The sequence below is a fragment of the Photobacterium alginatilyticum genome, assembly GCF_009910675.1.
GTDB classification, from domain to species: domain Bacteria; phylum Pseudomonadota; class Gammaproteobacteria; order Enterobacterales; family Vibrionaceae; genus Photobacterium; species Photobacterium alginatilyticum.
Genome location: NZ_RSEJ01000014.1, coordinates 71,554 through 96,638 on the forward strand (window position 1 = coordinate 71,554; position 25,085 = coordinate 96,638).

Consider the following 25,085-nt stretch of genomic DNA (forward strand, 5'->3'; position numbering starts at 1 on the left):
CTTTAATAAAGAAAACGCCCGAAAACGGGCGTTTATGTTCAGTATAGGAAAAGCTGGGCTAACCAGCTGTTCTTTGGGCCATCAGTTCTTCTGGCGTGATACGCGAACCACATTCGGCATGACCCGGATACGGCGCATGATATTGGCCAGATGAATTCGCCCCTTGGTCGTCAGGCGTACCGTGATGGTATAGAGTCGGCCATCTTTTTCTTCGGTTGCCAGGCCCTGGATATTGGAGCCGGTTGCCGCGATGGTATTGGTCAGATCGGCCAGCGCCCCCTGATGGTTCTGCATATCAACCTTCAGGTTGGTGACGAACTCCTGCTCGAAGTCCTCGCTCCACTCGACCGGCATGTATTTGTCCGGCTCTTTCTGGTAGCCACGGATATTGGCGCACTCTTCCCGGTGGATCACCAGGCCTTTGCCCGGGCTGACATGGGCCATGATCGGATCGCCATGGATTGGATGACAGCAGTTGGCAAAGGTCAGCAGGATACCGTCCGCCCCCTGGATCGGCAGGCGATGGGTGGTTTCCTTGACGGTCAGCTCATCGACATTGCCAAGCAGACGACGGGCAATCACCACGCTCATCAGCTCTCCAAGACCAATTGCGGCCAGCAGGTCGTCAATGGTCTCGAGGCGCAAATCAGTCAGTACCTGATGCAGGTTATCCGGATCTATCTGGTCGATGCTCAGCTCGCCCAGTGCATGGTTGAGCAGACGGCGTCCCAGGGTGATGGATTCCTCGCGGCGCATGGTCTTGAGGACCTGGCGGATTTTTGTCCGCGCGCGCGAGGTCACGACATAATTGAGCCAGGCTGCATTCGGACGTGCGCCCGGTGCACTGATAATGTCAATGGTCTGGCCGTTTTTCAGCGGCTTGCTCAGCGGGTAAGGTTGTCGCTCCACACGAGCACCGACACAGGCATTGCCGACATCGGTATGGACAGCATAGGCAAAATCGACCGCCGTCGCCCCGACAGGCAGCTCGACAATCCGGCCTTTTGGCGTGAAGACGTACAGTTCATCCGGGAACAGGTCTGATTTGACGTTCTCGATGAACTCGAACGAGCTACCGGCACTTTGCTGCAGTTCCAGCAGGCTCTGCATCCAGCGCTGGGCCTTGACCTGCGCTGTCGTGCCGCTACTTTCACCATCTTTGTAGGTCCAGTGGGCAGCCACCCCTTTGTCAGCCATCTGATCCATATCATCGGTACGGATCTGGACTTCGACCGGCACCCCGTGCGGGCCGACCAGCGAGGTATGTAGCGACTGGTAGCCATTGGCTTTCGGAATGGCGATATAGTCTTTCATCCGGCTCGGACGGGGCTTGTACAGGTTATGGACCTGGCCAAGCACGCGGTAACAGGTATCCAGATCTGTGACCAGTACGCGGAAGGCGTAGATGTCCATGATCGAGTGGAAGCGCTGCTCCTTGTTCTTCATCTTGTTATAGATGGAGTACAGGTTCTTTTCGCGGCCCAGTACCTTGCCTTCGATCCCCGCATCGTCGAGACGTCCCTCGATTTCAGCGTGGATTTTGTTAATCATTTCTTTGCGATTGCCGCGGGCAGCTGCCACCACTTCCTTCAGTACCCGGTAGCGGTTCGGATACAGCGCTTCAAAGCCCAGCTCTTCGAGCTCGGTCTTGATGTTGTGGATACCCAGGCGGTGGGCCAGCGGAGAGAAGATCTCCAGTGTTTCGCGGGCAATACGACGGCGTTTGTCCGGACGCAAGGCGCCGAGGGTTCGCATATTGTGCGTGCGGTCTGCGAGCTTGATCAGAATAACGCGGATGTCATGGGCCATGGCCATGATCATTTTACGGAAGTTCTCGGCTTGCGCTTCTTTGCGATCGCGGAACTTCAGTTTATCCAGCTTCGATACCCCGTCGACCAGCTCGGCTACCGTTGAGCCGAAACGGCTGTCGAGATCGTCTTTGGTGACCTCGGTATCTTCGATAACGTCGTGGAGGAGGGCTGCCATCAGCGTCTCGTAGTCGAGGCGCATTTCCGCCAGGATGCGGGCGACGGCAATCGGGTGGATGATATATGGTTCGCCGCTTGAGCGGGTCTGCCCTTCGTGGGCATCTCGCGCAACGAGATACGCCTGCCTGAGCGCCTCAATTTGAGACTCAGGCAGGTATTCGATTGCGACTTCTTTCAGGCTATCAAAAAGATACAATTCGCCCGGTTCCCTGAATTAACGGTGGTCGCCTGCAATAGCGCTAACGGCTGCTAGCTCTGCTGCTTCTTGCTCTTGAAGTTCCTGACGCTCGCGAGCATCCAGGATATCTTTAGTGATCAGGCCTTCTTCGATTTCACGAAGCGCGATCACTGTATACTTATCGTTTTCTTCCGGAACCAGTGGATCCTTACCGCCAGTTTGCATCTGACGAGCGCGGCGTGAAGCAATTTGGATCAGATCGAAACGGTTGCCAATTTTATCAACAGCGTCTTGAACGGTTACGCGTGCCATGGAGGACTCCAGTGGTTATATATAAAAGATGGGAAATTGTACAAAAATTGTTACTGTTCTGCCAGTAGGGCATTGAGCATGCTGTTATATTTAGCAGCTTGTTTGTCTTGCTTCAATCGTTCTGCACGAATAATGGCCTTAAAGTCCATCAGTGCAACGTCGAAATCATCATTGACGATAACATAATCGTACTCGTCATAGTGGGAGATTTCTGAACGTGCTTCCTGCATACGACGGGCAATAATGGCATCGCTGTCCTGACCGCGGGCGTTCAGGCGACGCTCCAGCTCCTCTTTTGATGGAGGCAGAATAAACAGGCTCTTGGCTTGTGGCATTTGCTTGCGAATCTGACGCGCACCCTGCCAATCGATATCCAGAAAGACATCGATACCTTTATTAAGCTGCTCTTCAATCCAGGGACGGGAGGTACCGTAGTAGTTGCCAAAGACTTCGGCATGTTCAAGGAATGCACCTTGCTCTGCCAGCTCAGTAAACTCTTCGACACTAATGAAATTGTAATGAACGCCGTGTTCCTCACCCGGGCGCATACCGCGTGTGGTGTGGGATACGGATACTTTCATGTCATAGGTCGGGTTTGTTTCAAGAAGGGCGTTAATCAAGCTTGATTTACCAGCGCCACTTGGTGCCGACACGATGTATAGAGTACCTTTGCTCATTGCCTGTTTCACTCAGTGATAGAAGGGCGCGCAGATTATCATGATCTGGGCACAATTGAAATTATCTGGTTGCCTGAAAAATCATCTTTTTCAAACGTTATGGCCGTAATCTTAAGCCTAGATGGGTTTTGCGCTGATGTCTGCCTGTATAAAGCGATCAAAAAAGGCAGCGGTTGCGCTGCCTCTTTTGTTTGCAAACGTGTTGATTACTCGATGTTCTGGATCTGAATGTTGTTTGTTTTTAATTTTTCACTAATAATCAATCACATAGCGGTGAATTTTCTTGTTGTTTTGTTTTTCAACCACCGAATTACCCACCGCTAAAGGTTTTTCAATTGATCATAACGCTTGTCAATTAGTTCTTTGATAACCTGGCTGATGTTACTGTCTTCTTGTTGTACGAGCCAGGAAAGCCTTTCTTTGGTTCTGTCAGTCATAGAAACGCTGTAAGGTCTTTTACCGTTAGTCTTTTCTCTGAATTTCTTCTGATTCCATGCAGCTTTCATCTTTCGAATGGTTAATTCGGTTTCCGCTGGATGCATTAGTAGTTGATAATCAAAGTATGCTATCAGCGCATGATAGCTTTCATCTAAGTCAATAGGTTTCCAAGGTAAGCAAAACCGGCGTAGGTTGTTGTTTAGGTAATCAATGCATGACTCAATTTGATCTTTGTTCTTTCGGTCAAACCAGTTCACAAGTTTTTTATGATTGCTTGAGGAGTAGCATTTGTGCCACAAATCATTGATTAAATCGATTAGGTATTCCTGCCCCTTAAGGTCAATATTACTCTCAAAGAAAGCTTTTCTAATTAAGCGATAGCGTGATTTTTGTCCTGTTAATGACTTCGTTTTTTTACGAGGCATTATCACTTTGATATTGAAGGGAGTTCTGAGAAAAGAATCAGAAGATGGCAAGTTGCGAGTGTTGTGATCAAGAGGGGTGAAGTTGTATTTCTCTCTATTTTCTCTGTTTGAGTTGCCAAATAGCTCTCTATTGTTTGCATGGCACATTAATAATGCGATGCAGAACCCACAGGCCCTGTAACTATTTTTGAGGTATGAAAGTTCCTCATCTGCTAATTGATGCGTATTGTTGAAATTCGTTATGAGCTCATTGATCAATTCTTGTTTCTTTGAACCACTTTCTATACGTCCTATTTCATTGTTTAGGGCGTGGTTTGCATCATCAATTGTTTCGCTTTCTTCAATTAAGCCCCTTTCGATATCGAGGAGTTCTTCGAGCTCTTCTGCATAGTAAATTGCTTCTCGCCAAGAGTGAGCATGTAACACTTTTGAACCACCCATTAACAACCTTCCTCGTAGATAAATTCCAGAATGCCAAACATTTACCTACTATTTTTAACGTAACTTGTTAAAAGTTTCCAGTGTTAAACTGTTGTTTTGATGGTGATTACACAGTAATTAATCAGTGATGAAATTAATCTAATAGATATGGTGTTGCTTGGGTTTTAGGTGGATAGGGCCTATTTTTACTCATTCAAAAGGATGAAATCGATAATTTCGGAGTGCAATGAATGCCATGTTATCTCGAAGATATCTTGATTCAACGGGGAGGTGACAAGGTTACGGGGTCGTAAATGTGACGGTATGATTAATATACGTAATAGCTCTTCTAGAAGTATCTATACCTACCCTAGTAGGTTAGAGAGATAAATCTGTAAAAAATAATATGAGTAGAGATACCTGTGAACAAACAACACAGGAATCACTCATGAAAGATGATACTTACCATGGATTACTTATCCAGGGATCAATCGAAGACCACAACCCTCGCTATCTCGATCGGCTTATGTCGACGATGGAATCTTCACTATCAGAACATCCTCGAACTTATGCAATTAGAGTCGATCTTAGATTGCCGAACGTTGATGGTTTCTTCGACTGTCTAAGTCGAGATGAAATTGTTAGCTACAACAGAAATCGAACAAATTTGATGAAACGATTTACGGAATCGTTGAACGCAAAGATTAAAGCTCAAGAGCGAAGAAAGCGTAGAGATGGGAAAAGGGTATATCCTTGTATCATGAGGCATATATGGGCAAAAGAACGCGATACATCAATAAATGAACACTACCATCTTGTCTTATTTTTCAATAAGGACAGGTTCTATCAAGCTGGTAACTATAAGCATGAAGGGAGCTTAGCATCACTGATTATCGAATCGTGGGCCAGTGCTCTTGGTTGTGAAGTTGAAGATAGTTTTCGTTTAGTGCATTTTCCTCCAAATCATGGATATTACCTAAATGAAAACAGTGAGCAGTTTTCACAGCAGTACCATGATTTATTTTATCGGATAAGCTATCTGGCTAAGAAGAGAACTAAGCATTATGGAGAGGGACACCGTTGCTTTGGCTGTAGCACTCGGCAAGCTCGCTAAGGGATAAAAAATAAAGGGGAGCGAATCCCCTTATCCTTTGTGACGATGTCTTAAGTCCCATACGCGCCACTGACTCGCTTGAATGTGCGCACGAGCGTCACGTTTAAGCTGAGCCAATGTGAAGGTGCTTGAGAAGATGTCACCGCTTAGACAGTAACTACAAAACTGATGGCAGTTTTCATTTAGCAGGGAATAGTCTGTTTGCACACCAAGCATGGCTTCTGCAATTTGAGCGGTAAACTCACTACCAATGGAATGGCCGTGAGCATTACAACTCACGTAAATGGAAATCGCTGTGGTATCAGCTAGGAACTGATGAATCGATACGGCTTCGATAAGACCAGTGCCATTACGATGGATGATACGACCATTTCCCACGTAGACACCTGAATGTTCAGCCGTTCCAAACGCGAGATCGCAATACACAATACTACCTCTTACTGGGCTGTTAGTTTTCCAGAATAAATTTTGAATTAAACTTTTCGATAAGTTGCTTACTAGAAAGCTTCCTATTGCGTTATATGGGTTCATGTTATTTGCTCTAAAGTGTGATATTTACGAAACTAAAAAAGGCTCTGAGCCTAATGTTTATAAGGGTTTGATGGTCCCGCCCCCTTAGTAATTGAACTGGCTTAAAGCTCAAGAGAAACAAAGTCTTTATCAACTTCGTCTTGCGTAATACCGATATAGCGAAGGGTGACGCCTTCAGACGTGTGACGAAGCATTTTCATAACACGGCCTATATCTTTGGTGGACTGGTAGAGAAAGTAGCCTCGCGTCTTTCGCATCGAGTGAGTACCTAAAGCGATATTCAGCTCTTGGCCTACTTGCTGAAAAGCCATCGACACGGCGCGTCGCGTGATTGGCTGTGGTGGTTTGTTTTTCAGTTGTTGACATCGGTGTGATTGAAATAAGTAGATGTGGTCGGGATGCTTTTCTCTCAATCTGGCAATATGCTGCTGGGCTATCGTATTTAGCTGAATGTTTGCTAGCTTGCCCGTTTTGCTTTCACGGATAATGAGCCGGTCATCATGAATGTCTTCAAAGCGAATCGATAACAAATCAGAAATCCGCAGTGCTAGGTTTAATCCGATATGCCACACATCGGCCATCTGTGGATTACAACGAATACTCAATAGATGACCAACCATGCGTATGGTGTCATCGTCTTTGATTGCTTGGACCTCAGCCATAATCTGCTTCCTTTTTTGTCTGTAGAAAGATGTTTTAGGAAGCACAGAGCAGACGATATTAAGGAACCCTTATACAGTAAGGGATGGAAGCTTCCCGTTTTAACAATATGGGAAGCAGCCTCGTTTTAGCTCTGTGCTGGTGGTTGTGTTGAATGTTTGTGACATGAATTTGAGCGGGGTGGTCAGTGGATATGATTGCTACCTGTGATGCTTAACTGTACTCAACCTCAATTTGGTCGTAGGCATTCATTTCTAAATAAGCCAGAAAGTTACACTCCCACATTTCATACAGCTCGGTTGTTTCTTGGAGGTACATACCAAGCCACCCGCTGAAACGAGCGAAAGCGACGCTGTTAGCAAAATCAAAAGCCAAGTCTGGAACGAGCTCCGGTGTACCGTCTCCCACATAAACAAGGTCAGTGATCTCACTAATAGCAGTATGGCTGTCTTTGACATCCACCGTAATAAAGACAGGGTGAAAGCCGCCGTCTTCAGAGTAATAACTGGTGTCTCGATAATTGATTGTTACCTTGCCTCGATAATTAACATCATCGATAGAGCGTTTGATTAACTCGGTGAGTTGATGTGAAGGCTTAGCGCGCTTGCACGCGAACATAGCCAGGTTAGCAGCTTGATTCATAGGGACCTCTTTGAAGTAAGTTAGGATTAACGAACGGATGTGATGTTGATTGAGATTGCAGGTTGCGTGATGAGAGTGTGTGTGATGGCTTTAAGCCAGCTAGCAAGTAAGGTTTGTACTTCTGGCCGTTGTAAGCTGCACTGTTTAATCTCTGGGTGATAGAACCAACAACCTGCGAAGTTGAAATACAGCGATAACTCTTTTTGTGGCGTACCAGTAACCATCACATCAAAGGTGGCAATAAAGCGAAGTTGCCAAGGTGTTTTGCTTGATGCTCGCTCTAATTGAATTTCGATTGGTTGAAAGCGACTATTCATATCTTTAGACCGTATGTTTAACGCTACCCGCTCGACTGTATTCGGGATTACGTTTTCAGACATTAGTGCTTCAAGAAAACAATGCATGGGACTAACGAGTTCATCATTTAGCCCAGAAATAGAAAACTTATTCATACCCACCCCTTTTCTGCAAATGAAACACAATCCTCACCCACAACGATGTGGTCTAATACTCGGATATCGACCAGCTTTAGTGCATCCACTAGCCGCTGTGTAATTCGCCTATCAGCTTGAGAGGGCTCTGCAATACCTGAAGGGTGGTTGTGAGCAAAAACTACCGCAGCGGCGTTGTGGTTTAGCGCTGCCTTGACCACCTCGCGTGGATAGATAGAGGCGGCATCGATGGTGCCAAAGAACAACTCTTCAAATCCGATTAATTGATGTTGGTTATCAAGAAACATCACAGCAAACACTTCACGGTCGTGAGCTCCTAACTTGAGCTTTAAGTAGTCTTTAACATTGGTGGGGTTAGTGAAGGTGCCTTCTCGTTTGTATTTCGTAGCCAGTGCTTCGGCTGCACGTTCTAACAGTTCATTTAACTCTGAAGTTTTGAATGGGTAATCGTGTTTGTTGTTAGAGTCACGCATAAGAGCTCCTTGGATCATCTGTTTGGTTATGCGTACTGATGAAATATATCTGAGAGAGTTTTGAATCGGGGCATGAAGGGAGAGAATTTCCAGAGACAGGTAAAAAATAACTCTCTTGCCGTTGTTATGTAGAAATCGCTGTAAAGCAAGTTATTAACAATCAATCCGAATCAAAGAATGCATGGGCTTTTTAGGCTCTGGAGAGTATCAAAATGAACAAAGAAATTTATGTGGAAGCAGCCATCGTAGAGAAGCGAAGAGGGCGTCTAGTTGGTGGAGTAGGGCTGGTTATATTCGATGAAAGTGGGAGTATGGCTGATGAAGACTGGCGATACTTTGACAGTATCATAGATCATCATTACCTAGAGTTATCAGCGCTTGCTTTTGGGCTAAAGCATGCCAGAGATGGCGACATTATTTATTCCAGTAGTGATTATTGCGTTTCAGGCTTTAATGAGTGGCTTAGTGGTTGGAAACGTCGAAATTGGCGTAAAGCAAATAAAAAGCCGATAGCTAATCAAGACCTTTGGGAGTTAGTGGATGAGCGAAGTGTAGATAAGCAGGTTGAGGTGAGAAAAGTCGCGGCCTGTTCCGCAGGCAAAGACGCCGCTTATAGATACGCTCTCGCGGTGGCGAACCGTCAGTTGTAATGACAATGAATCACTTGCTGGCAGTACCAGCAAGTGATTCATATTTGTGTGCTGATCGGTATAGTAATTGTTAGCTCTACCCTCAGAGTAAGCGATTAGGGAAAGTAAAAAATAACGCCTCGGCCTTTGTTATGAGTCGAACTACATAACAAGGTTTCAAAATGAAATTTCTTAAACTACAACAAGTAATGGACAAAACAACACTTTGCCGTAGCAGCATTTACAACCTGATTAAAACGGGTGATTTCCCGAAGAACGTGACAGTGATGGGCAAGCGCAAAGCATGGCTGGAATCTGATATTGAAGATTGGATGATGAGCAAAATGGAGAGTGCGGAACTGTAAATCAGTTAGAGAAATACATAATCTGTTTATGGTTAGAACTAAAAGAGGTTTCTCCAGGATCGATTATGAATGCCATGCAGCTAATTAACAGTATAGGGTAGTGATGCTATGTGATGTATACTGATGCACATAGCACCATTTTGATGAGCAGAGAACGAAACAAATGAAATCAGTCAGAACAACAGTTTCATTGCCACAAGAGCAACACCAAGCACTACAGCAGATTGCTGAAAAAAACGGACTTTCAATTTCTTGGGTTATTCGACAAGCCGTCGGTGAATTTTTGGCAAATAATCATGACTTTCAACCACTCTCCAAATCAAACTCAACAGGTCGAACCGATGGAGAAGTGAGTTAATGAATTACTCCCCACATCAACAAGCGTGGTTGGCTCACTCATTAACACTCGCTGGTAAAGCTGAAGATTCCATGACTCAGACGATAGCTAGCGCTAAGGTTGATATGAACCCGCACCAGGTTGAAGCTGCGCTGTTTGCACTCGCATCACCTTTATCAAGTGGTGTTATTCTGGCGGATGAAGTTGGTCTTGGTAAAACTATCGAAGCAAGCCTTGTGCTAGCTCAAAAATGGGCTGAACGTCGCCGCAAGCTTCTACTTGTTGTTCCTGCAACACTTCGTAAACAATGGAGCCAGGAACTGGAGGAAAAATTTTCATTACCCTCTGTTATTATCGAAGCGAAGAGCTTTAACCAAACCCTAAGGCAAGGCTATGCCAATCCATTCGATTTAGAAGTTTGTTCAGGTAAACCTGCTATCTGCATCTGCTCCTATGAATTCGCAGCTCGTAAAGAGTCTGAACTTGCGCGAGTGCCATGGGATTTAGCTGTACTCGATGAAGCACATAAGCTACGCAATATTTATAAAAAAGATGGTGCTAAAACTGCTCGTAAACTCGATACAGCACTTGCAGGTAGAAAGAAAGTTTTACTATCAGCTACACCTCTACAAAACAGCATATTAGAACTGTATGGGCTTGTCTCTGTTATTGACCCGCATTACTTCGGTGACTTAGGTTCTTTCAAAGCCCGCTATGCCAAGCAAAACTTAGAAGAAGTTGAACTTGCCCTGTTGCGCAATAGGTTGAGTAGGGTTTGTAACCGAACCCTCCGTCGACAAGTTCAGGAAGAAGGTGGGATTAGCTTTACCCGTCGCTACTCGATGACTGAAGATTTCCGCCCTACAGCAAACGAAGAAAAGCTGTATCAGGAAGTTTCAGAATACCTTCAAAGAGATGATTTACTCTCAATCAAGCCAGGAGCACGACACCTAGTTACTTTGGTGATTCGCAAGATTCTTGCCTCGTCAACTTATGCTGTTCAAGGCACTCTCGAAACTATGATACAGCGATTGGAGCGTCAGCAACCGCTGGTGGAAGCTCTGCAAGACTACGATAACTTAGAGGACTACCAAGACGAAGACGCTATTGACGACGAAGACCTTATCGATCCTAAAGCATTACAGGCCGAAATAGAACTACTAAAAGAATTCAAGAGTCTAGCTGGCAGTGTTACTGGTAATGCAAAAGCTGAAGCATTAATGAGGGTGCTACATCGTGCTTTTAGTAAAACCCTTGAACTAGGTGGTGCGAGAAAAGCGGTAATCTTTACAGAGTCTGTCAGAACCCAGACGTGGCTGGCTGAGCTGCTAGCTGCCAATGGGTATGCTGATGAAATTGTCTTACTAAATGGTAGCAATAGTGATGCTGCGTCCAAAGCTATCTACAAAGACTGGTTAGCTGAACATCAAGGCTCTAGTCGGGTGTCTGGCTCTAAAACAGCAGACATGAAAGCCGCTTTGGTCGATAAATTTAGAAACGATGCGACGTTAATGATCTGTACTGAAGCAGGTGCAGAAGGTATTAACCTACAGTTCTGTTCATTACTGGTTAATTACGACCTACCGTGGAACCCACAACGAGTTGAGCAGCGCATAGGACGCGTACATCGTTACGGTCAAAAACATGATGTAGTTGTGGTTAATTTCATTAATAAAGGTAACAGAGCTGATGAGCGTGTTTTTGAATTGCTTAGCCAAAAATTTCAGCTTTTTGAAGGGGTATTTGGTGCGTCAGATGAAGTGCTAGGCTCCATTGAGTCAGGTGTAGATATTGAGCGCCGTATCCATGATATTTACCAATACTGCCGTAGTGATGAGCAAATTGAAGCTGAATTTAACCAACTGCAAGAGCAGCTTAAAGACCAGCTTGAAGTAAAGGTAAATGACACTCGTAAGTCTTTGCTAGAACATTTTGATGCTGATGTTGTTAGCCGATTGAATACACGAAGAGGGAAGGTTGTAAGCCAGCTGTCCAACTTCCAGCAGCAGCTATTACTGCTAGCTCGTATGGCACTCTCGACTAACACACTCGAATATTCTGAGCATGAGAATGGCTTCAGCTGGCAAGGTCAAAGGTACAATCTTAATTGGCAAGAGGCTGATAGCCAAGATCAGCAATTTTTCAGACTAAGTGATGGGCTCGGCGCTAATCTCATTAACAAGCTAAAAAGTGTCACTTTGCCAACTGTAAGTCTGCCATTTGTGTATTCGCCTCATCAAGGGCAATGGGTTGATGTAAAAAATCTGATTGGCCAACAAGGTAATCTGCGAGTGGTAAAGGTGAGTGTCGGTTCTAGTGAAGAACTGAGAGAAAAGCTTCTGCTAACTACGATTACTGACTGTGGCGAGAGCATACATCCAGAAACCGCTGAGCGTCTACTACAGATGCCTATCGTCACGAGTGATACTTCACCAACCATAGTGAACTCTGACATTTTTGAAGCAGATGAAGCCAGCCAACTACAGGCTTTTATGGATATCGTTGAACGCGACAATGAACTCTACTATAGCGAAGAAGTCGAGAAGCTGGAGCGCTGGGCAGAAGACAAGCGAGTTGCGCTTGATATCCGTGTTAAGCAATTAGACCAAGAAATTAAACAAGCTCGAAAGTCAGCTCGACAGTTGGCAACGCTGCAAGAGAAAATGGCAGCCAAAAGAGATCTAAAGCGATTAGAACGTGAGCGAGACACTGTCATGCTCAACTATCACGAAGAAAAGAAGAAAATCGAACAGGAAGAAGACCGTTTACTTGAAGAGATTGAAACACGTCTAGCGATGGATACTAAGCTAGAAACCATCTTCGAGGCGAGTTGGACCTTACATGAATCAGAATCCTTTGCTTGATTGCAGCTTTTGTAATGCAAAATAAGCCAATAAAACAGAATTAAAGAGATAATTATGAACAACAAAAAGCAAAAGTTAGAGCTTAATTGGATTGGTAAAGAAAAGCGCCCGCGTCTAGAACCTAGGATCTTTCTGGAAGATGAAGCCCTGTCTTATCACTCAACTAAAGCTGAACAGGCATTAGATAGTGCTCAAAATGCATCTTCAACATCAAACCAGACTTACCACAATAACCTGCTGATTCATGGTGACAACCTGCTAGCTCTAAAAGCACTAGAGCAAGATTATGCAGGTAAGGTCAAGTGTGTTTATATCGACCCACCATACAATACAGGCTCAGCATTTGAACAATATGATGATGGGCTTGAGCATTCTATGTGGCTTAGCTTGATTCGTTCAAGAATTGAGCTTCTTTGGTCGATGCTTGACCCTGAAGAAGGAAGCTTATGGGTTTCAATTGATGACAACGAAATGCCTTATTTGAGAGTATTGTTGGATGAAATTTGTGGGAGATCATGCTTTATCGCAGCAAATGTATGGCAAAAAAGGTATTCACGAGAAAATAGGGCTGCCATCGGTGACGTTCATGAGTATATTCTTGTTTATGCAAAACAACCGTTAAAGTTTAAAGCTAATAGAAACAAGCTCCCACTGACTGAAAAACAAGCGAAAGTCTACAAGAACCCAACAAATGACCCTAAGGGGCCTTGGAGGACAATCCCAATAACAGCTCAAGCTGGTCATGCTACTGCTGCTCAGTTTTATGAAATTATAGGGCCTACAGGTAAGGTTTTTAATCCACCACCGGGCAACTGTTGGCGTTATTCTAAACCAGTATTTGAGCAGCTACTTAATGATGGTCGGATCTATTTTGGTAAAAAGGGCGATAGCCAACCAACTACAATTCGCTATTTATCAGAAGTAGAAGGTGCAGTTCCATGGACTTGGTGGCCACACGAAGAAGTCGGCAACACGGACGAGTCAAAGAAAGAATCCATCGCTCTATTTGGTAAATCACTTTTCGACACCCCAAAACCAGAGAGGTTATTGGAACGAATTATTCATATTGCTACTAATCCTGGAGATATTGTCCTGGATTCTTTTGCGGGATCTGGCACGACAGGTGCGGTAGCTCAAAAAATGGGCCGTCGTTGGATCATGGTAGAACTTGGTGAGCATTGTGAAACACATATTGCCCCTCGTTTGAAAAAAGTTATTGATGGCGAAGATCAAGGCGGTATCTCAAAATCCTTCAACTGGCAAGGTGGCGGTGGTTTCCGTTATCTGCGCTTAGCGCCTTCTTTACTCAAAAAAGATGAGTGGGGTAACTGGATTATTAACAAAGAGTACAATGCTGAAATGTTAACTGCGGCCATGTGTAAACATATGGGCTTTACCTACGCTCCGAGTGAAAATCAGTTCTGGAATCAAGGCTTTAGTACTGAGACAGACTTCATTTACATAACTACTGGTTCTTTGGCCTATGACCAGCTCAAGCGTATTAGCGAAGAAGTTGGTAGTGAGCGTACTCTATTGATCTGCTGTAAGGCCTTTATGAGTGAAGGAGCAGATTTCCCGAATCTCACTATCAAAAAGATCCCACAGGCTATCCTCAACAAATGCGAATGGGATAACGATGATTACAGCTTTACGCTAAATGTATTGCCCGATCCTGAAGAGGAAATAATAGAGGAAGAAATGGATGACTAACTCTTTTTTTCAAAACGGTAGTCAGTGGGTACGCGCGGATTTTCATCTGCATACGCGTAAGGACAAGCAGTTTAAATACCAAGGCGAGGGTGATCGCTTTGTAGCTGATTACGTGGATGCTCTACAGGCTGCTGAAATTAAAGTTGGGGCAATAACTAACCACAACAAGTTTGACCTAGGTGAATTCAAAGGCCTTCGCCAGCGAGGGATACGCAGAGTTCTTAGTGCTTGGCCTGATATCGAGTTCATCGACGATAGAGCTGGCAATAAATTCACCGCAGTTATCAAACGCACTCAATAGGTAGAACTTACATGGCATCAGAAAATCAAAAAATCGCCAATCAAATTAAAGCGCGTTTGTCTTTGCGTGAACCACAAAAAGATTCATTGCAAATTCTTTGTGATGTATTGGAACAATTAGAATTAACTAAAGATCCCGACCTTAAGACCTGGCTAGAGGTCATTCGCTCTAGTTATCCGTCAGTTAAAAAGTTTGAACGAGACTTCCCATCATTGTGCTTTGCCTTAGCAACGGGTGTCGGTAAAACTCGGTTGATGGGAGCGATGGTTGCATGGTTGTATTTAACGGGCCGTAGCCGCCACTTCTTCATCTTGGCACCGAATCTTACAATTTACGAAAAGCTCAAACAGGATTTCTTAATGGGTAGCCCCAAGTATGTATTTCAGGGTATACCAGAGCTTGTTCAAACTCCTCCAGTAATCATCACTGGTGATGACTATGAAGATGGGCGAGGCGTTCGCCTCGATTATGCCGTTGCTGAAACGATGACTGGTGACCTTTTTGCTGGTGAAGAAGCTGCACATATCAACATCTTTAATATCTCTAAGATCAACGCTAAAGAGAACAAGAAAGGAGCCAAGAAGTCTAAAGACCCTAAAATGCGTCGATTACAGGAGTACATTGGTGACTCTTATTTCAGCTATCTAGCCGAGTTACCTGACTTGGTTGTGATCATGGATGAAGCTCACCGTTACTACGCAAGTGCGGGCGCGAAAGCACTAAATGACCTGAACCCTGTATTAGGTCTCGAGCTAACAGCGACACCAAAAACGGTGGGGGCTCGTCCAAGAGAATTCAACAATATTATTTTCCATTACCCATTGGCTAGCGCTCTGAATGATGGTTACGTAAAAATGCCAGCAGTAGCAACACGCAAAGATTTTGTGGCAAGCGAATACACCCCCGATCGTTTGGAGCAAATTAAATTAGAAGATGGAATTCATCACCACGAATATGTGAAAACAGAACTAGCTAGTTTCGCCAACAATACGGACTCGAAACCTGTTAAGCCTTTCATGTTAGTAGTGGCACAAGATACAACCCACGCTGAACAGCTTAAGCAACAAATCGAAAATGAGTCTTTTTTCGATGGCAGCTACAAAGGGAAAGTTATTACAGTTCACTCTAACCAAACAGGTGAAGAGTCAGAAGAAACGACACAGCGCCTCTTAGAAGTAGAACACGACAAGCATACTGAAATCGTTATTCACGTTAATAAGCTTAAAGAAGGATGGGATGTAACCAATCTCTACACTATAGTGCCTCTTCGGGCTTCTGCTTCAGAAATTTTAACTGAACAAACTATTGGTCGAGGCTTGCGTCTGCCTTATGGTAAACGCACAGGTGTGGAAGCAGTAGACCGATTAACTATTATTGCCCACGACAGATTTCAAGAGATCATTGATCAGGCTAATGACCAAGAGTCGATTATTAAAAAGACTCTGTATATTGGTTCTGATGATGAAAACGGAATCCCTGAAAAGGCACTACAGCAGATTTATAGCCCATCAATTGCTGATATAGTTTTGGGTAACAAACCTACCTTGACTCAAGGTAATGAGGTGCGAGAAGCTCCTGGAGCTTGGTCATCAAGTAACACGTCGATTTCAAACACTCCTAGCTCATCATCACAGAGCGATGAAGTTTCAGCGACCAAGAAAAGAGTCGCGGACCTTACTTTGGCTATTGTGAGTGAAGAAGCAAAACGTTTGAATAGTAGCCTGCAGTTGAAAGACGAAAGTGTCAAAGCAGCATTACTTAAAAAAGTTCACGAAGTTGGAAAAGAGCTGTTTGTTACGAAAAGCATCCCTAGCTCTAACCCTGCTGGTGAGTCTGATGCATCTAGCCAGCCTCAGCAACCGTTATTGGAAGATAGTGATATTGAGCAAATTGTTGGTGGCATCGCTGATACACTAGCTGAGCTCACTATAGATATACCTCAAATCGTAATCTTGCCTGAGCGAGATGTGAACTATGGCTTCAAAAATTTCGATTTAACAGGACTAGACCGTATAGCCCTCAAACCAGGTAGTAAATCACTCCTGCTGCGAAACCTAGAAAGTGATGAGTCAGCTACTATTTCTTGGGAAACAGGTAGTGCATCAGAAGAGCGTCTAGAAAACTACCTTGTTCGTAACCTAATGGATCATGACGAGATTGACTATGACGAACATGCTGGTTTGCTTTATAAGCTATCAGGGCAGATGGTTAAACATCTTCAAACGTATCTAAATGAAGAAGATATAGAAGGCTTACTGAAAACGGCGAGTAAGACGCTTTCTGATTTTATTTGGTCGCAAATGAAACAAAATATGCGAACAACTCCAACAGGGTATTACGGCAAGCTAACTAAGGGGTTCGATATCTTACGCCCTGCAACATTTACTTTCGCAAGCAATGAACAGCCAAGAGATATCAAGTCAGGTGTTTTACCAGGCGAAAAAAGTAAAGTTCGCCAAATGATCTTTACAGGCTTCAAGCGCTGTTGTTACCCGTTCCAGAAGTTTGACTCTGTTGATGGTGAATTGCGTTTAGCACAAGCTTTAGAGCAAGATGCTGAGGTACTCAAATGGATGAAGCCTAGTACAGGCCAGTTTAGAATCGAGTATCAGAATGGTCATAATTACGAACCAGATTTCGTTGTTGAAACTCAAACAGAATTTCTGTTGCTTGAGCCTAAAAAAGCTTCCGAGATTGAAGATACTGACGTTGTAGCCAAAGCAAAAGCGGCTGTAAGATGGTGTTACTATGCAAACCAACATGCAGACGAATCTGGCAGCAAACGCTGGCGTTATGCTTTAATCCCTCACGATGCAATCACAGCTTCAATGACAGCTGAAGGCCTAGCTAATAAATATGAGTTTAATGCGTAACTAAATGAGCTGGTGTACTTTAACCGCTAGTGCTGTTAAAGCCCCCCTCCGCTCTTCCAAATAATCATACTGATCATAGATCCCCTCGACACCCTTTAACTTGTGATTCAAGCATCTCTCGGCCACATGGCCGGGAGTGCCTTGTTTTGCCAATAGCGTACGACAAGTGCGGCGTAGGTCATGCACGGTAAAGTGTGGCATGTCACCCATCAAATTCGGCGGCTGTTTCTTTTTACCTGCTTCATGTCCAAATAGCTTAGTAATCGCTCTATTGAGCGTATCAGGCCCCATGTGAGGGCTTTTACTGGCTCTTCGGCTAGGTAACACATACTCAGAACCAAAACCTCTTACCTTCAACTCCTCAAGCCACTTCAACACTTCTGGTGCTAATGGAATAGTAAAGCCTACATTGGTTTTACTGCGCTCCTTCGGTAAGTGCCACAACCCTTTCTCTAAATCAAATTCGTCCCATCTCGCTTCACACAATTCTGATTTGCGAACACCTAAACAAACCAGTAAGGCGCAGGCCAGATAGTTGTCGCGGCTAAAGCTGGTGCTGTTTTCTCTTGCAATACGGAAAAACTCAGTCAGCTCTTCTTCGCTTAACGCGCGATCTTTACTTTGCTCTATGCCACCAGCATCTCTCACGGTGAACGCAGAGGCCGGATTACCTTGTAGAAGGTCAAGCTTCATCCCGTGATTAAAAAGCTGCTTACAATGGCCTAGAGCGTCATTGGCTATGGTTGGACGACCTGAATCATTAATCGCTGTGATCGCAGTGCGAATATCACGGGCAGTTATTCTATCGAGAGGGATATCACCGATGTGTGGGGCAATGTCTTTGGTATAAACACGTTTTGGGATATTTGGGTGCTTGAGGCGTTTAACTAGAGTTGGGTACCAATCTTCAAATAAGTCATTAACGGTTTTAATGCTTTCTTGTTCGGCGCGTTTACGTTGTAAGAGGGGGTCAAAGCCCTCACGCACCTGCTTCATTTTAGTGGCAGCTTCAACACGGGCATCTGCTAAAGAGAGATCTTTAACCTTACCAAGGGTCATTTCTCGGCGTTTTTTATTAGAGGTAAAGCGGAGCATCCAGCTTGCAGTACCGGATGCTGGAACCACCAAGTACAAGCCCTCACCATCAGCATGGCGCTGTGTTTTGTTACCGCCAGTCTTAATGAGCGCTTCTACTTTCTTAACTGATAACTTAGCCATAACCCACCTCTAATTGTGCATGATCTTGGTGGATATTGTTTTACCCACCACTTACCTTTGTGGTAAGTCTATCATACCCACCATATTAACCACCAGTTGGTGGTGGTTAATGGCGTATTAAAGAATACAGTGATGGAAAGTAATTTATCATAAGTTGTTGTATTTTAATTGTTTGAATGCAATAAAATACATTTATAACTATTATTCAATATTCTGGATCTGTTCGCGCATCTGCTCGATCAGCACTTTCAGCTCGACCGCAGACGCGGTGATATCGGTGCTGATAGACTTGGAGGCCAGGGTGTTCGACTCGCGGTTGAACTCCTGCATCATGAAATCGAGACGACGACCGCAGGCACCGCCTTTTTTCATGATTTTCTGGGTTTCTTTGACATGGGAGTCAAGGCGGTCCAGCTCTTCGGCGACATCACTTTTTTGTGCCATCAGGATCAGTTCCTGCTCGATACGGCCCGGGTCCAGCTCGACCTTGGCTTCTTCAAAGCGGGTCATCAGGCGCTCACGCTGCCAGTTGATGATCTCTGGCATCTGCTCACGGACCTTGGCGGCTTCAACGGCGATGGCTTCCAGACGCTGGTCGATCAGGTCCTTCATGTTTTTGCCTTCGCTGGCGCGTGCCGCGATAAAGTCATTGATGGCTTCGTCAAATCCTGCCAGCAAATCTTTGTTGATGGCATCCAGATCTTGCTCCGGTGCTTCCATCACGCCTGGCCAGTTCAGTACCTGGAACGGGCCGATACTGCCTTCGCCTGAGGTATCCTTGACCCACTTTGCCGCCTTGATCACCTGCTTGGCCAGCTCCTCGTTGATGCTCAGATCGTTGCTGGCGGCGGTGTTGGCTTCAAAGCGCAGGTTGCACTCTACCTTGCCGCGGGCCAGGCGCTTGCGGAAGCGCTCGCGCAGTACAGGCTCCAGGCTGCGAAACTGTTCAGGCATACGAAGGTAGGTTTCCAGATAACGCTGGTTAACAGAACGAATTTCCCAAACGGCAGTACCCCAGTCGCCTTTTACTTCGCGACGGGCATAGGCGGTCATGCTATGGATCATTGGCTGATGGCCCTTTTAAGATGATGGATGTAACTACTTATTTGGCTTACGACGCTGTGGCCGGAAGCGAAATAGAAACAGTCGGTGCGTAGTTACCAGATAGGAATGATTATACTCACCATCCGGGACAAAAGAAATGAAGGGGGCGGCATGGTTCTTTGGCAACAGGCCAGAATTGGGATTAACGTGCACTGCGCCTGAGAACTGGCTATAATCGCCGGTTAATGTAGCCCAGCTAAAGGTAAGGTCCCGATGCGTCCAAGCGGAAGAAGCACCAGTCAAGTACGTCCAATTACGATCACCCGTAACTTCACAGCACATGCGGAAGGCTCGGTATTAGTCGAGTTCGGCGATACCAAAGTGATTTGTACAGCAAGTGTCGAAGAGAATGTACCACGCTGGCTCAAAGGCAAGGGACAGGGCTGGGTGACCGCTGAATACGGCATGCTGCCACGAGCGACGCATTCGCGTAACCGCCGTGAAGCGGCCAGCGGCAAGCAAGGCGGCCGTACCATGGAAATTCAGCGCCTGATTGCCCGTAGCCTGCGTGCGGCGGTAGATCTGGAAGCCCTTGGCGAGCAGATGATCACCGTTGACTGTGATGTTATCCAGGCTGACGGCGGTACCCGTACGGCTTCTATTACCGGTGCGATGGTTGCCCTGGTTGATGCCATCAACTATATGATCGAGAAAGGCCTGCTTAAGGAAAGCCCGCTGAAGGGAATGGTGGCGGCTGTGTCGGTCGGTATCTATAACGGCGAGCCGATTTGCGATCTGGAATATGTTGAAGATTCCGCTGCCGAAACCGACATGAATGTAGTCATGACCGAAGAAGGCAAGATGATCGAGATCCAGGGCACGGCAGAGGGCGAGGCCTTCAGCCATGAAGAATTACTGGCAATGCTGGCACTGGCCAAGTCCGGCATTGACGACATTATCAGTGTTCAGAAGCGAGCGTTGGAAAATTAATTATTGAGCGACTCTATTGAGTCGCTTTTTTTTGTCTAAATTTTGGTGAGAGAGTGAATCTGCCGGGTTTGGACTTTGTGTAGCAATACTAATACCGATAAAGATAGGAGAAACCATGAAAGCATATCAGCGTCAGTTCATCGAATTCGCCCTGGAAAAAGGTGTTCTTAAATTTGGTGAGTTTACTCTGAAATCTGGCCGTAAGAGTCCGTACTTTTTTAATGCGGGGCTGTTCAACACAGGTCGTGATCTTGCACGTCTGGGCCGTTTTTACGCTGAAGCTTTGGTGGATGCAGGCATTGAGTATGATGTGCTGTTTGGCCCTGCGTACAAGGGGATCCCGATTGCTACCACCACGGCGGTTGCACTAGCTGATCACCATGATGTCGACACGCCTTATTGCTTCAACCGCAAAGAGGCGAAAGCGCACGGTGAGGGCGGCAACCTGGTCGGCAGCGCGCTGGAAGGCCGCATTATGCTGGTTGACGATGTGATCACGGCAGGAACAGCTATCCGTGAGTCGATGGAAATCATCAAGGCCAACGGTGCCGATTTGGCCGGTGTACTGGTGGCGATTGACCGTCAGGAAAAAGGCAAGGGTGAGCTGTCGGCGATTCAGGAAGTTGAGCGTGACTTCGGCTGCGCGGTGATTTCCATTGTGTCGCTGGGTGATGTGGTGAGCTACCTGGAAGAGCAGGACGGCATGGAAGCGCATCTTGAGGCGGTGAAGGCATACCGTGCTGAGTACGGGGTGTAAGAGAGGTTCTAGGAAGGGGTAAAGCTTAACCCCCTCCCGGCCTCCCCCTTGAAAAGTGGGAGGAGCAACAATTGCGTACTATTGAGTCTGCAGTGGTCGTATAAACTAAAAAAGCGAGTGGCTTACACCTCTCGCTTTTTTCTTGCAACTAGGTACGGCTCTGGACTTAACCTAATTCCGCACTCAGCAGTCGCCAGTAGTCGTCAAAGCTCTCGGTCGGCTTGTACTTGAAATTTGAACGTACAAAGCGGTTGAGGCTGCCTTCTACCTGGCCCAGTAGCTGTGCTGCCAGGATGCTTTCATCGACAGGGAAGCCTTTGCCTTCGCGCAGCTTGCGCTCGCGCAGGATTTGGCGCAGCTGGGTCTCGATGCGTTCGAACAGCTGGTTGATCCGTGCCTGCAGGCGGTCTTGTTCGAACATCAGGGCGTGGCCGGTCATAATGCGGGTCAGGCCTGGATTGCGTTCGGCAAAACCGAGGATCAACTGTAATACCATGCGCAGACGGTTAAGGGTGTCCTTCTCGTCATCGAGGATGCGATTGATGCGGGTGGTGATTGAGTCTTCGATAAATTCAATCAGTCCTTCGAACATCCGTGCCTTGCTCGGGAAATGGCGGTACAGGGCGGCTTCTGAAACACCAACCTGTGCTGCCAGCTTGGCGGTGGTAATGCGTTGACTGCCCTGGGCAGACTCCAGCATTTGCGCCAGCGCTTGCAAAATTTCTTCGCGGCGATTGTTTTTTTTATTGCCAGCCATGAATAACCGTTCCTTTTCGAAATGAGTCTGTTGCCGACAGCGCTAACCTGCCGATCAAGCCCGCTTATCTTAGCGATGCAGCCGCGCCGTGAAAAGCGCTGGCGTTAGATACTGATCTCTTTATCGGCAAAAAAAGCTCAACCTGAAGCGGCGAGCTTTATATTTGATCTGATTCGACTAATTCGTCATCAGCCTTGAAACCCGTTCTGAAACCAGCCCTGAGTGGAAGGCGAACCTCCGAGGTATATTACTGTCGGCCGGAGTGACCGAATCCGCCTTCGCCGCGGTCGCTGGCATCGAAGTCCGACACGATGTTGAAGTCAGCTTGCACCACAGGGACAAAGACCAGCTGGGCAATACGATCGCCCGGCTCGATGCTGAAGGTGCTGTGGCCGCGGTTCCACACCGATACCATCAGCTGGCCCTGATAATCCGAGTCGATAAGCCCGACCAGATTACCCAGCACGATACCGTGCTTATGGCCGAGCCCCGAGCGAGGCAAAATGGTGGCCGCCAAACCCTGATCGGCAATGTGGATGGCAATGCCTGTCGGGATCAGGTGGGTTTGGCCCGGCTCGACGGTCAGTGCTTCGTCCAGGCAGGCTCGGAGGTCGAGGCCCGCCGATCCTTCCGTTGCGTAGGCCGGAAGCGGAAATTCGTTACCGACGCGCGGGTCGAGGATTTTCAGGTCAATGTTCTTCATGCGTGTTCTCTTAGTGTTGTTTCGCTTTAAACTGGTCAATGATTTCGCTGATCAGCTGCTGGCCGAGCTCATGCTTTGATGCCAGTGGCAGTGCCTTGTCGCCTTCTGGCCAGTACAGATGCAGGGCATTGCTGTCGCTGTTAAAGCCCAGGCCTTGCTGGGAGACATCATTGGCACAAATTAAATCTAGGTTTTTGCGACTCAGTTTACCGCGGGCGTATTGCTCTACGTCCTGGGTTTCTGCGGCAAAGCCGACCGTGAAGGGGCGCTGTTCGGTCAGCCCGGCGACGCTGGCAACAATATCCGGATTTTTGACCAGTCGAAGTACCATTTCGTCTTCACCGGACTTTTTCTTCATTTTCTGAGTGGCGATTTCTGCCGGGCGAAAATCGGCTACGGCGGCGCAGGAGATGAAAATATCGTGGTTGGTTGCTGCGTCCATCGCTGCCTGATGCATCTGCTCGGCACTGTCGGTGTCGACTCGCTCGACGTTCGCAGGGGTCGCCAGATTGACCGGGCCGCTGATCAGGGTGACGTGTGCGCCGCGCTTGGCGGCAGCCTCGGCAATGGCATAGCCCATCTTGCCGGAGCTGTGGTTGGTCAGGTAGCGGACCGGATCGATCGATTCCCGTGTCGGCCCGGCGGTGATAGCAATCTTGATATTGCTTAAATCGGCAGGCTGAAAGAAGTCCTCGGCACGGTGAACCAGATCCATCGGCTCGAGCATGCGTCCCGGGCCGACATCGCCACAGGCCTGCTCGCCGCTGGCCGGCCCCCAGATATGGAAGCTGCGTCGTGCCAGGGTGGCCAGGTTTTCCTGAGTCGCGATATTGCTGTACATCTGCTGGTTCATCGCCGGGGCAACGGCAATCGGCGAGTCCGTGGCAAGGCACAGGGTGCTGAGCAGATCATTGCCCATACCGGCAGCGATGCGGGCAATCAGATCGGCCGTTGCCGGTGCCAGCAGAACCAAATCGGCCCATTTGGCCAGTTCGATATGGCCCATAGAGGCCTCGGCGGCAGGGTCGAAAAGGCTATCAGAGACAGGGTTTCCCGAGACTGCCTGCATGGTAAGCGGAGTAATAAACTCCTGGGCGGACTGGGTCATCACGATACGTACCTCGGCGCCGCGCTCTATCAAGCGACGCGTCAGCTCTGCGCATTTATAAGCTGCAATACCGCCGCTGATCCCCAGAAGTATTTTTTTTCCTGCCAGTGTTTGCATTGTTCTGCCTGTCTCTGTGAGCCAATTCAATCTGGCCAACAAGATAGCACCAAAGGCCGTGAGATTCACCGTCCGAGATCAAGCGACAACCGGGAGCGGGCTGCAATGCAACTCAGGTGTTTTTTTGCGAAAGGTTTCTCACAAGCCGTGTCAGGTTCTTGTCTTGATATCTGCAAAGTCCTTTTCTGTAGCAATAGATTGGAGGATTTATGTCTTTGAAGCAGTTACCACCGGCTTCCCGCCCGCGGGAAAAGCTATTGTCGCACGGTCCGGAAGCCTTAACCGATGCCGAGTTGCTGGCGATATTCCTGCGGACCGGTATTGCCGGGATGAATGCTATCGAGCTGGCGACATCGCTGTTGGATCAGTTTGGTTCGCTACGGGCCTTGTTGGCAGCAAGTAAGGAGGAGTTTTGCCGGCATAAAGGATTGGGACCGGCGAAGTATGCCTTGCTTCAGGCTGTATTGGCGATGAGTCACCGGCATTTTGAAGAAACACTAAAGAAAGAAGATGCCCTGACCAGCCCGGCGCATACACGTCGTTACCTGAGCCAGAAGCTGCGGGACAGACATCGTGAAGCATTTTATGTGCTGTTTTTGGATAACCAGCATCGGGTGCTGACCGGCGAGGTTCTTTTTGAGGGGACGATCGACACTGCAAGCGTTTATCCACGGGAAGTTGTAAAAAGATCACTGGAACTTAATGCAGCCGCGCTCATTTTAGCGCATAATCACCCGTCAGGCGTAGCAGAGCCGAGTCAGGCAGACCGTCGAATTACACGAAGAATCAGCGATGCGCTGGCCTTGGTCGATATTCGCATCCTAGATCATTTTGTTGTTGGCGATGGGGAGATAGTTTCTTTCGCTGAACGAAATTGGCTATAAAATAGCCAAAATTCGATCAAAAAGTTGAGAAAGGACTGCTCGGGACTTGAGCAACTGGTTTTGACTTAGTATAATGCGCGACCTTTGATAGCTGTGGTTGTATGTGAAAAGTTTTTTC

General features: G+C 46.8%; 25 protein-coding genes. 11 read left to right on the top strand and 14 right to left on the bottom strand.

Features of this window, described 5'->3' with window-relative positions:
* Nucleotides 1-81: 81 nt before the first annotated feature.
* The 4 genes from spoT to EIZ48_RS14210 form a co-directional block, all read right to left on the bottom strand.
* A complete protein-coding gene (gene spoT / locus EIZ48_RS14195) occupies nucleotides 82-2,184 on the bottom strand; it encodes a bifunctional GTP diphosphokinase/guanosine-3',5'-bis pyrophosphate 3'-pyrophosphohydrolase (RefSeq protein ID WP_160652573.1) in 2,103 nt (700 codons plus the stop codon).
* An 18-nt stretch (nucleotides 2,185-2,202) separates the two neighbouring features.
* Entirely contained in the window at nucleotides 2,203-2,478 is a 276-nt protein-coding gene (gene rpoZ / locus EIZ48_RS14200; RefSeq protein ID WP_036821454.1) for a DNA-directed RNA polymerase subunit omega, read from the bottom strand.
* 50 nt (nucleotides 2,479-2,528) lie between these two features.
* Nucleotides 2,529-3,155 carry a guanylate kinase gene (gmk, locus tag EIZ48_RS14205; protein WP_160652576.1) on the bottom strand — a complete coding sequence of 209 codons (627 nt, stop codon included), beginning with the start codon at nucleotides 3,153-3,155 and terminating at the stop codon, nucleotides 2,529-2,531.
* A gap of 320 nt (nucleotides 3,156-3,475) precedes the next feature.
* A complete protein-coding gene (locus tag EIZ48_RS14210) occupies nucleotides 3,476-4,459 on the bottom strand; it encodes a hypothetical protein (protein WP_160652579.1) in 984 nt (327 codons plus the stop codon).
* Nucleotides 4,460-4,886: 427 nt separating this feature from the next.
* Between EIZ48_RS14210 and EIZ48_RS14215 the strand changes: the two genes are divergently transcribed.
* Nucleotides 4,887-5,552: an inovirus Gp2 family protein gene (locus EIZ48_RS14215; protein WP_160652582.1), complete on the top strand. Its 666-nt coding sequence runs from the start codon at nucleotides 4,887-4,889 to the stop codon at nucleotides 5,550-5,552.
* A gap of 30 nt (nucleotides 5,553-5,582) precedes the next feature.
* Here EIZ48_RS14215 and EIZ48_RS14220 read toward each other — a convergent pair whose 3' ends face one another.
* The 5 genes from EIZ48_RS14220 to radC (EIZ48_RS14240) form a co-directional block, all read right to left on the bottom strand.
* Nucleotides 5,583-6,083, bottom strand: coding sequence for a lecithin retinol acyltransferase family protein (locus EIZ48_RS14220; protein ID WP_160652585.1), 501 nt, complete (start codon nucleotides 6,081-6,083; stop codon nucleotides 5,583-5,585).
* Between the two features lie 101 nt (nucleotides 6,084-6,184).
* Complete coding sequence (locus EIZ48_RS14225) at nucleotides 6,185-6,745, bottom strand: tyrosine-type recombinase/integrase (protein ID WP_160652587.1); 561 nt, start codon at nucleotides 6,743-6,745, stop codon at nucleotides 6,185-6,187.
* Between the two features lie 211 nt (nucleotides 6,746-6,956).
* Entirely contained in the window at nucleotides 6,957-7,385 is a 429-nt protein-coding gene (locus tag EIZ48_RS14230) for a DUF2787 family protein (protein WP_160652590.1), read from the bottom strand.
* 26 nt (nucleotides 7,386-7,411) lie between these two features.
* Nucleotides 7,412-7,837 (bottom strand): DUF2787 family protein, encoded by a 426-nt coding sequence (locus EIZ48_RS14235; protein WP_160652593.1) that lies wholly within the window; start codon nucleotides 7,835-7,837, stop codon nucleotides 7,412-7,414.
* Entirely contained in the window at nucleotides 7,834-8,310 is a 477-nt protein-coding gene (radC, locus tag EIZ48_RS14240) for a RadC family protein (RefSeq protein WP_160652596.1), read from the bottom strand. Before radC (EIZ48_RS14240) ends, EIZ48_RS14235 begins: the two co-directional genes overlap by 4 nt.
* A gap of 212 nt (nucleotides 8,311-8,522) precedes the next feature.
* Between radC (EIZ48_RS14240) and EIZ48_RS14245 the strand changes: the two genes are divergently transcribed.
* The 7 genes from EIZ48_RS14245 (at nucleotide 8,523) to EIZ48_RS14275 (ending at nucleotide 17,389) form a co-directional block, all read left to right on the top strand.
* Nucleotides 8,523-8,960, top strand: a complete 438-nt coding sequence (locus EIZ48_RS14245; RefSeq protein WP_160652598.1) for an RNase H family protein — start codon at nucleotides 8,523-8,525, stop codon at nucleotides 8,958-8,960.
* A gap of 161 nt (nucleotides 8,961-9,121) precedes the next feature.
* Nucleotides 9,122-9,304: an AlpA family phage regulatory protein gene (locus EIZ48_RS14250; protein ID WP_160652602.1), complete on the top strand. Its 183-nt coding sequence runs from the start codon at nucleotides 9,122-9,124 to the stop codon at nucleotides 9,302-9,304.
* 163 nt (nucleotides 9,305-9,467) lie between these two features.
* On the top strand, nucleotides 9,468-9,662 hold the full coding sequence (locus EIZ48_RS14255) for a ribbon-helix-helix domain-containing protein (protein WP_160652605.1): 195 nt from the start codon (nucleotides 9,468-9,470) through the stop codon (nucleotides 9,660-9,662).
* Nucleotides 9,662-12,505 (top strand): SNF2-related protein, encoded by a 2,844-nt coding sequence (locus EIZ48_RS14260; protein WP_160652608.1) that lies wholly within the window; start codon nucleotides 9,662-9,664, stop codon nucleotides 12,503-12,505. The genes EIZ48_RS14255 and EIZ48_RS14260 overlap by 1 nt, the downstream gene beginning before the upstream one ends.
* 54 nt (nucleotides 12,506-12,559) lie before the next feature.
* Nucleotides 12,560-14,215: a site-specific DNA-methyltransferase gene (locus EIZ48_RS14265; RefSeq protein WP_160652610.1), complete on the top strand. Its 1,656-nt coding sequence runs from the start codon at nucleotides 12,560-12,562 to the stop codon at nucleotides 14,213-14,215.
* The gene (locus EIZ48_RS14270; protein ID WP_160652613.1) at nucleotides 14,208-14,516 is read left to right on the top strand and encodes a hypothetical protein; all 309 of its coding nucleotides are present in this window, start codon (nucleotides 14,208-14,210) and stop codon (nucleotides 14,514-14,516) included. The genes EIZ48_RS14265 and EIZ48_RS14270 overlap by 8 nt, the downstream gene beginning before the upstream one ends.
* 11 nt (nucleotides 14,517-14,527) lie before the next feature.
* Nucleotides 14,528-17,389: a DEAD/DEAH box helicase gene (locus tag EIZ48_RS14275; RefSeq protein WP_160652616.1), complete on the top strand. Its 2,862-nt coding sequence runs from the start codon at nucleotides 14,528-14,530 to the stop codon at nucleotides 17,387-17,389.
* On the opposite strand, the gene EIZ48_RS14280 is transcribed toward EIZ48_RS14275, so the two are convergent.
* A complete protein-coding gene (locus EIZ48_RS14280) occupies nucleotides 17,390-18,607 on the bottom strand; it encodes a tyrosine-type recombinase/integrase (RefSeq protein WP_160652619.1) in 1,218 nt (405 codons plus the stop codon).
* Nucleotides 18,608-18,808: 201 nt separating this feature from the next.
* Nucleotides 18,809-19,672 (bottom strand): YicC/YloC family endoribonuclease, encoded by an 864-nt coding sequence (locus EIZ48_RS14285; RefSeq protein WP_160652622.1) that lies wholly within the window; start codon nucleotides 19,670-19,672, stop codon nucleotides 18,809-18,811.
* A gap of 252 nt (nucleotides 19,673-19,924) precedes the next feature.
* On the opposite strand from EIZ48_RS14285, the gene rph reads away from it, so the two are divergent.
* Together rph and pyrE are read left to right on the top strand one after the other, a co-directional pair.
* Nucleotides 19,925-20,641, top strand: coding sequence for a ribonuclease PH (rph, locus tag EIZ48_RS14290; RefSeq protein WP_075763023.1), 717 nt, complete (start codon nucleotides 19,925-19,927; stop codon nucleotides 20,639-20,641).
* Between the two features lie 115 nt (nucleotides 20,642-20,756).
* Complete coding sequence (pyrE, locus tag EIZ48_RS14295) at nucleotides 20,757-21,398, top strand: orotate phosphoribosyltransferase (protein ID WP_160652625.1); 642 nt, start codon at nucleotides 20,757-20,759, stop codon at nucleotides 21,396-21,398.
* Between the two features lie 166 nt (nucleotides 21,399-21,564).
* Here pyrE and slmA read toward each other — a convergent pair whose 3' ends face one another.
* The 3 genes from slmA to coaBC form a co-directional block, all read right to left on the bottom strand.
* A complete protein-coding gene (gene slmA / locus EIZ48_RS14300; RefSeq protein ID WP_075763021.1) occupies nucleotides 21,565-22,155 on the bottom strand; it encodes a nucleoid occlusion factor SlmA in 591 nt (196 codons plus the stop codon).
* Nucleotides 22,156-22,402: 247 nt separating this feature from the next.
* Entirely contained in the window at nucleotides 22,403-22,858 is a 456-nt protein-coding gene (gene dut / locus EIZ48_RS14305; protein ID WP_160652628.1) for a dUTP diphosphatase, read from the bottom strand.
* 10 nt (nucleotides 22,859-22,868) lie between these two features.
* Nucleotides 22,869-24,083, bottom strand: a complete 1,215-nt coding sequence (gene coaBC, locus EIZ48_RS14310) for a bifunctional phosphopantothenoylcysteine decarboxylase/phosphopantothenate--cysteine ligase CoaBC (protein WP_160652631.1) — start codon at nucleotides 24,081-24,083, stop codon at nucleotides 22,869-22,871.
* 209 nt (nucleotides 24,084-24,292) lie between these two features.
* Between coaBC and radC (EIZ48_RS14315) the strand changes: the two genes are divergently transcribed.
* Nucleotides 24,293-24,967: a RadC family protein gene (gene radC, locus EIZ48_RS14315; RefSeq protein WP_160652633.1), complete on the top strand. Its 675-nt coding sequence runs from the start codon at nucleotides 24,293-24,295 to the stop codon at nucleotides 24,965-24,967.
* Nucleotides 24,968-25,085: the final 118 nt, after the last annotated feature.

Bases quoted from the DNA above. Each gene is read 5' to 3' on its own strand.
- rpoZ (WP_036821454.1), bottom strand. From the start codon at position 2,478: ATGGCACGCGTAACCGTTCAAGACGCTGTTGATAAAATTGGCAACCGT.
- gmk (WP_160652576.1), bottom strand. From the start codon at position 3,155: ATGAGCAAAGGTACTCTATACATCGTGTCGGCACCAAGTGGCGCTGGT.
- EIZ48_RS14210 (WP_160652579.1), bottom strand. From the start codon at position 4,459: ATGGGTGGTTCAAAAGTGTTACATGCTCACTCTTGGCGAGAAGCAATT.
- EIZ48_RS14215 (WP_160652582.1), top strand. From the start codon at position 4,887: ATGAAAGATGATACTTACCATGGATTACTTATCCAGGGATCAATCGAA.
- EIZ48_RS14220 (WP_160652585.1), bottom strand. From the start codon at position 6,083: ATGAACCCATATAACGCAATAGGAAGCTTTCTAGTAAGCAACTTATCG.
- EIZ48_RS14225 (WP_160652587.1), bottom strand. From the start codon at position 6,745: ATGGCTGAGGTCCAAGCAATCAAAGACGATGACACCATACGCATGGTT.
- EIZ48_RS14230 (WP_160652590.1), bottom strand. From the start codon at position 7,385: ATGAATCAAGCTGCTAACCTGGCTATGTTCGCGTGCAAGCGCGCTAAG.
- EIZ48_RS14235 (WP_160652593.1), bottom strand. From the start codon at position 7,837: ATGAATAAGTTTTCTATTTCTGGGCTAAATGATGAACTCGTTAGTCCC.
- radC (WP_160652596.1), bottom strand. From the start codon at position 8,310: ATGCGTGACTCTAACAACAAACACGATTACCCATTCAAAACTTCAGAG.
- EIZ48_RS14245 (WP_160652598.1), top strand. From the start codon at position 8,523: ATGAACAAAGAAATTTATGTGGAAGCAGCCATCGTAGAGAAGCGAAGA.
- EIZ48_RS14250 (WP_160652602.1), top strand. From the start codon at position 9,122: ATGAAATTTCTTAAACTACAACAAGTAATGGACAAAACAACACTTTGC.
- EIZ48_RS14255 (WP_160652605.1), top strand. From the start codon at position 9,468: ATGAAATCAGTCAGAACAACAGTTTCATTGCCACAAGAGCAACACCAA.
- EIZ48_RS14260 (WP_160652608.1), top strand. From the start codon at position 9,662: ATGAATTACTCCCCACATCAACAAGCGTGGTTGGCTCACTCATTAACA.
- EIZ48_RS14265 (WP_160652610.1), top strand. From the start codon at position 12,560: ATGAACAACAAAAAGCAAAAGTTAGAGCTTAATTGGATTGGTAAAGAA.
- EIZ48_RS14270 (WP_160652613.1), top strand. From the start codon at position 14,208: ATGACTAACTCTTTTTTTCAAAACGGTAGTCAGTGGGTACGCGCGGAT.
- EIZ48_RS14275 (WP_160652616.1), top strand. From the start codon at position 14,528: ATGGCATCAGAAAATCAAAAAATCGCCAATCAAATTAAAGCGCGTTTG.
- EIZ48_RS14280 (WP_160652619.1), bottom strand. From the start codon at position 18,607: ATGGCTAAGTTATCAGTTAAGAAAGTAGAAGCGCTCATTAAGACTGGC.
- EIZ48_RS14285 (WP_160652622.1), bottom strand. From the start codon at position 19,672: ATGATCCATAGCATGACCGCCTATGCCCGTCGCGAAGTAAAAGGCGAC.
- rph (WP_075763023.1), top strand. From the start codon at position 19,925: ATGCGTCCAAGCGGAAGAAGCACCAGTCAAGTACGTCCAATTACGATC.
- pyrE (WP_160652625.1), top strand. From the start codon at position 20,757: ATGAAAGCATATCAGCGTCAGTTCATCGAATTCGCCCTGGAAAAAGGT.
- slmA (WP_075763021.1), bottom strand. From the start codon at position 22,155: ATGGCTGGCAATAAAAAAAACAATCGCCGCGAAGAAATTTTGCAAGCG.
- dut (WP_160652628.1), bottom strand. From the start codon at position 22,858: ATGAAGAACATTGACCTGAAAATCCTCGACCCGCGCGTCGGTAACGAA.
- coaBC (WP_160652631.1), bottom strand. From the start codon at position 24,083: ATGCAAACACTGGCAGGAAAAAAAATACTTCTGGGGATCAGCGGCGGT.
- radC (WP_160652633.1), top strand. From the start codon at position 24,293: ATGTCTTTGAAGCAGTTACCACCGGCTTCCCGCCCGCGGGAAAAGCTA.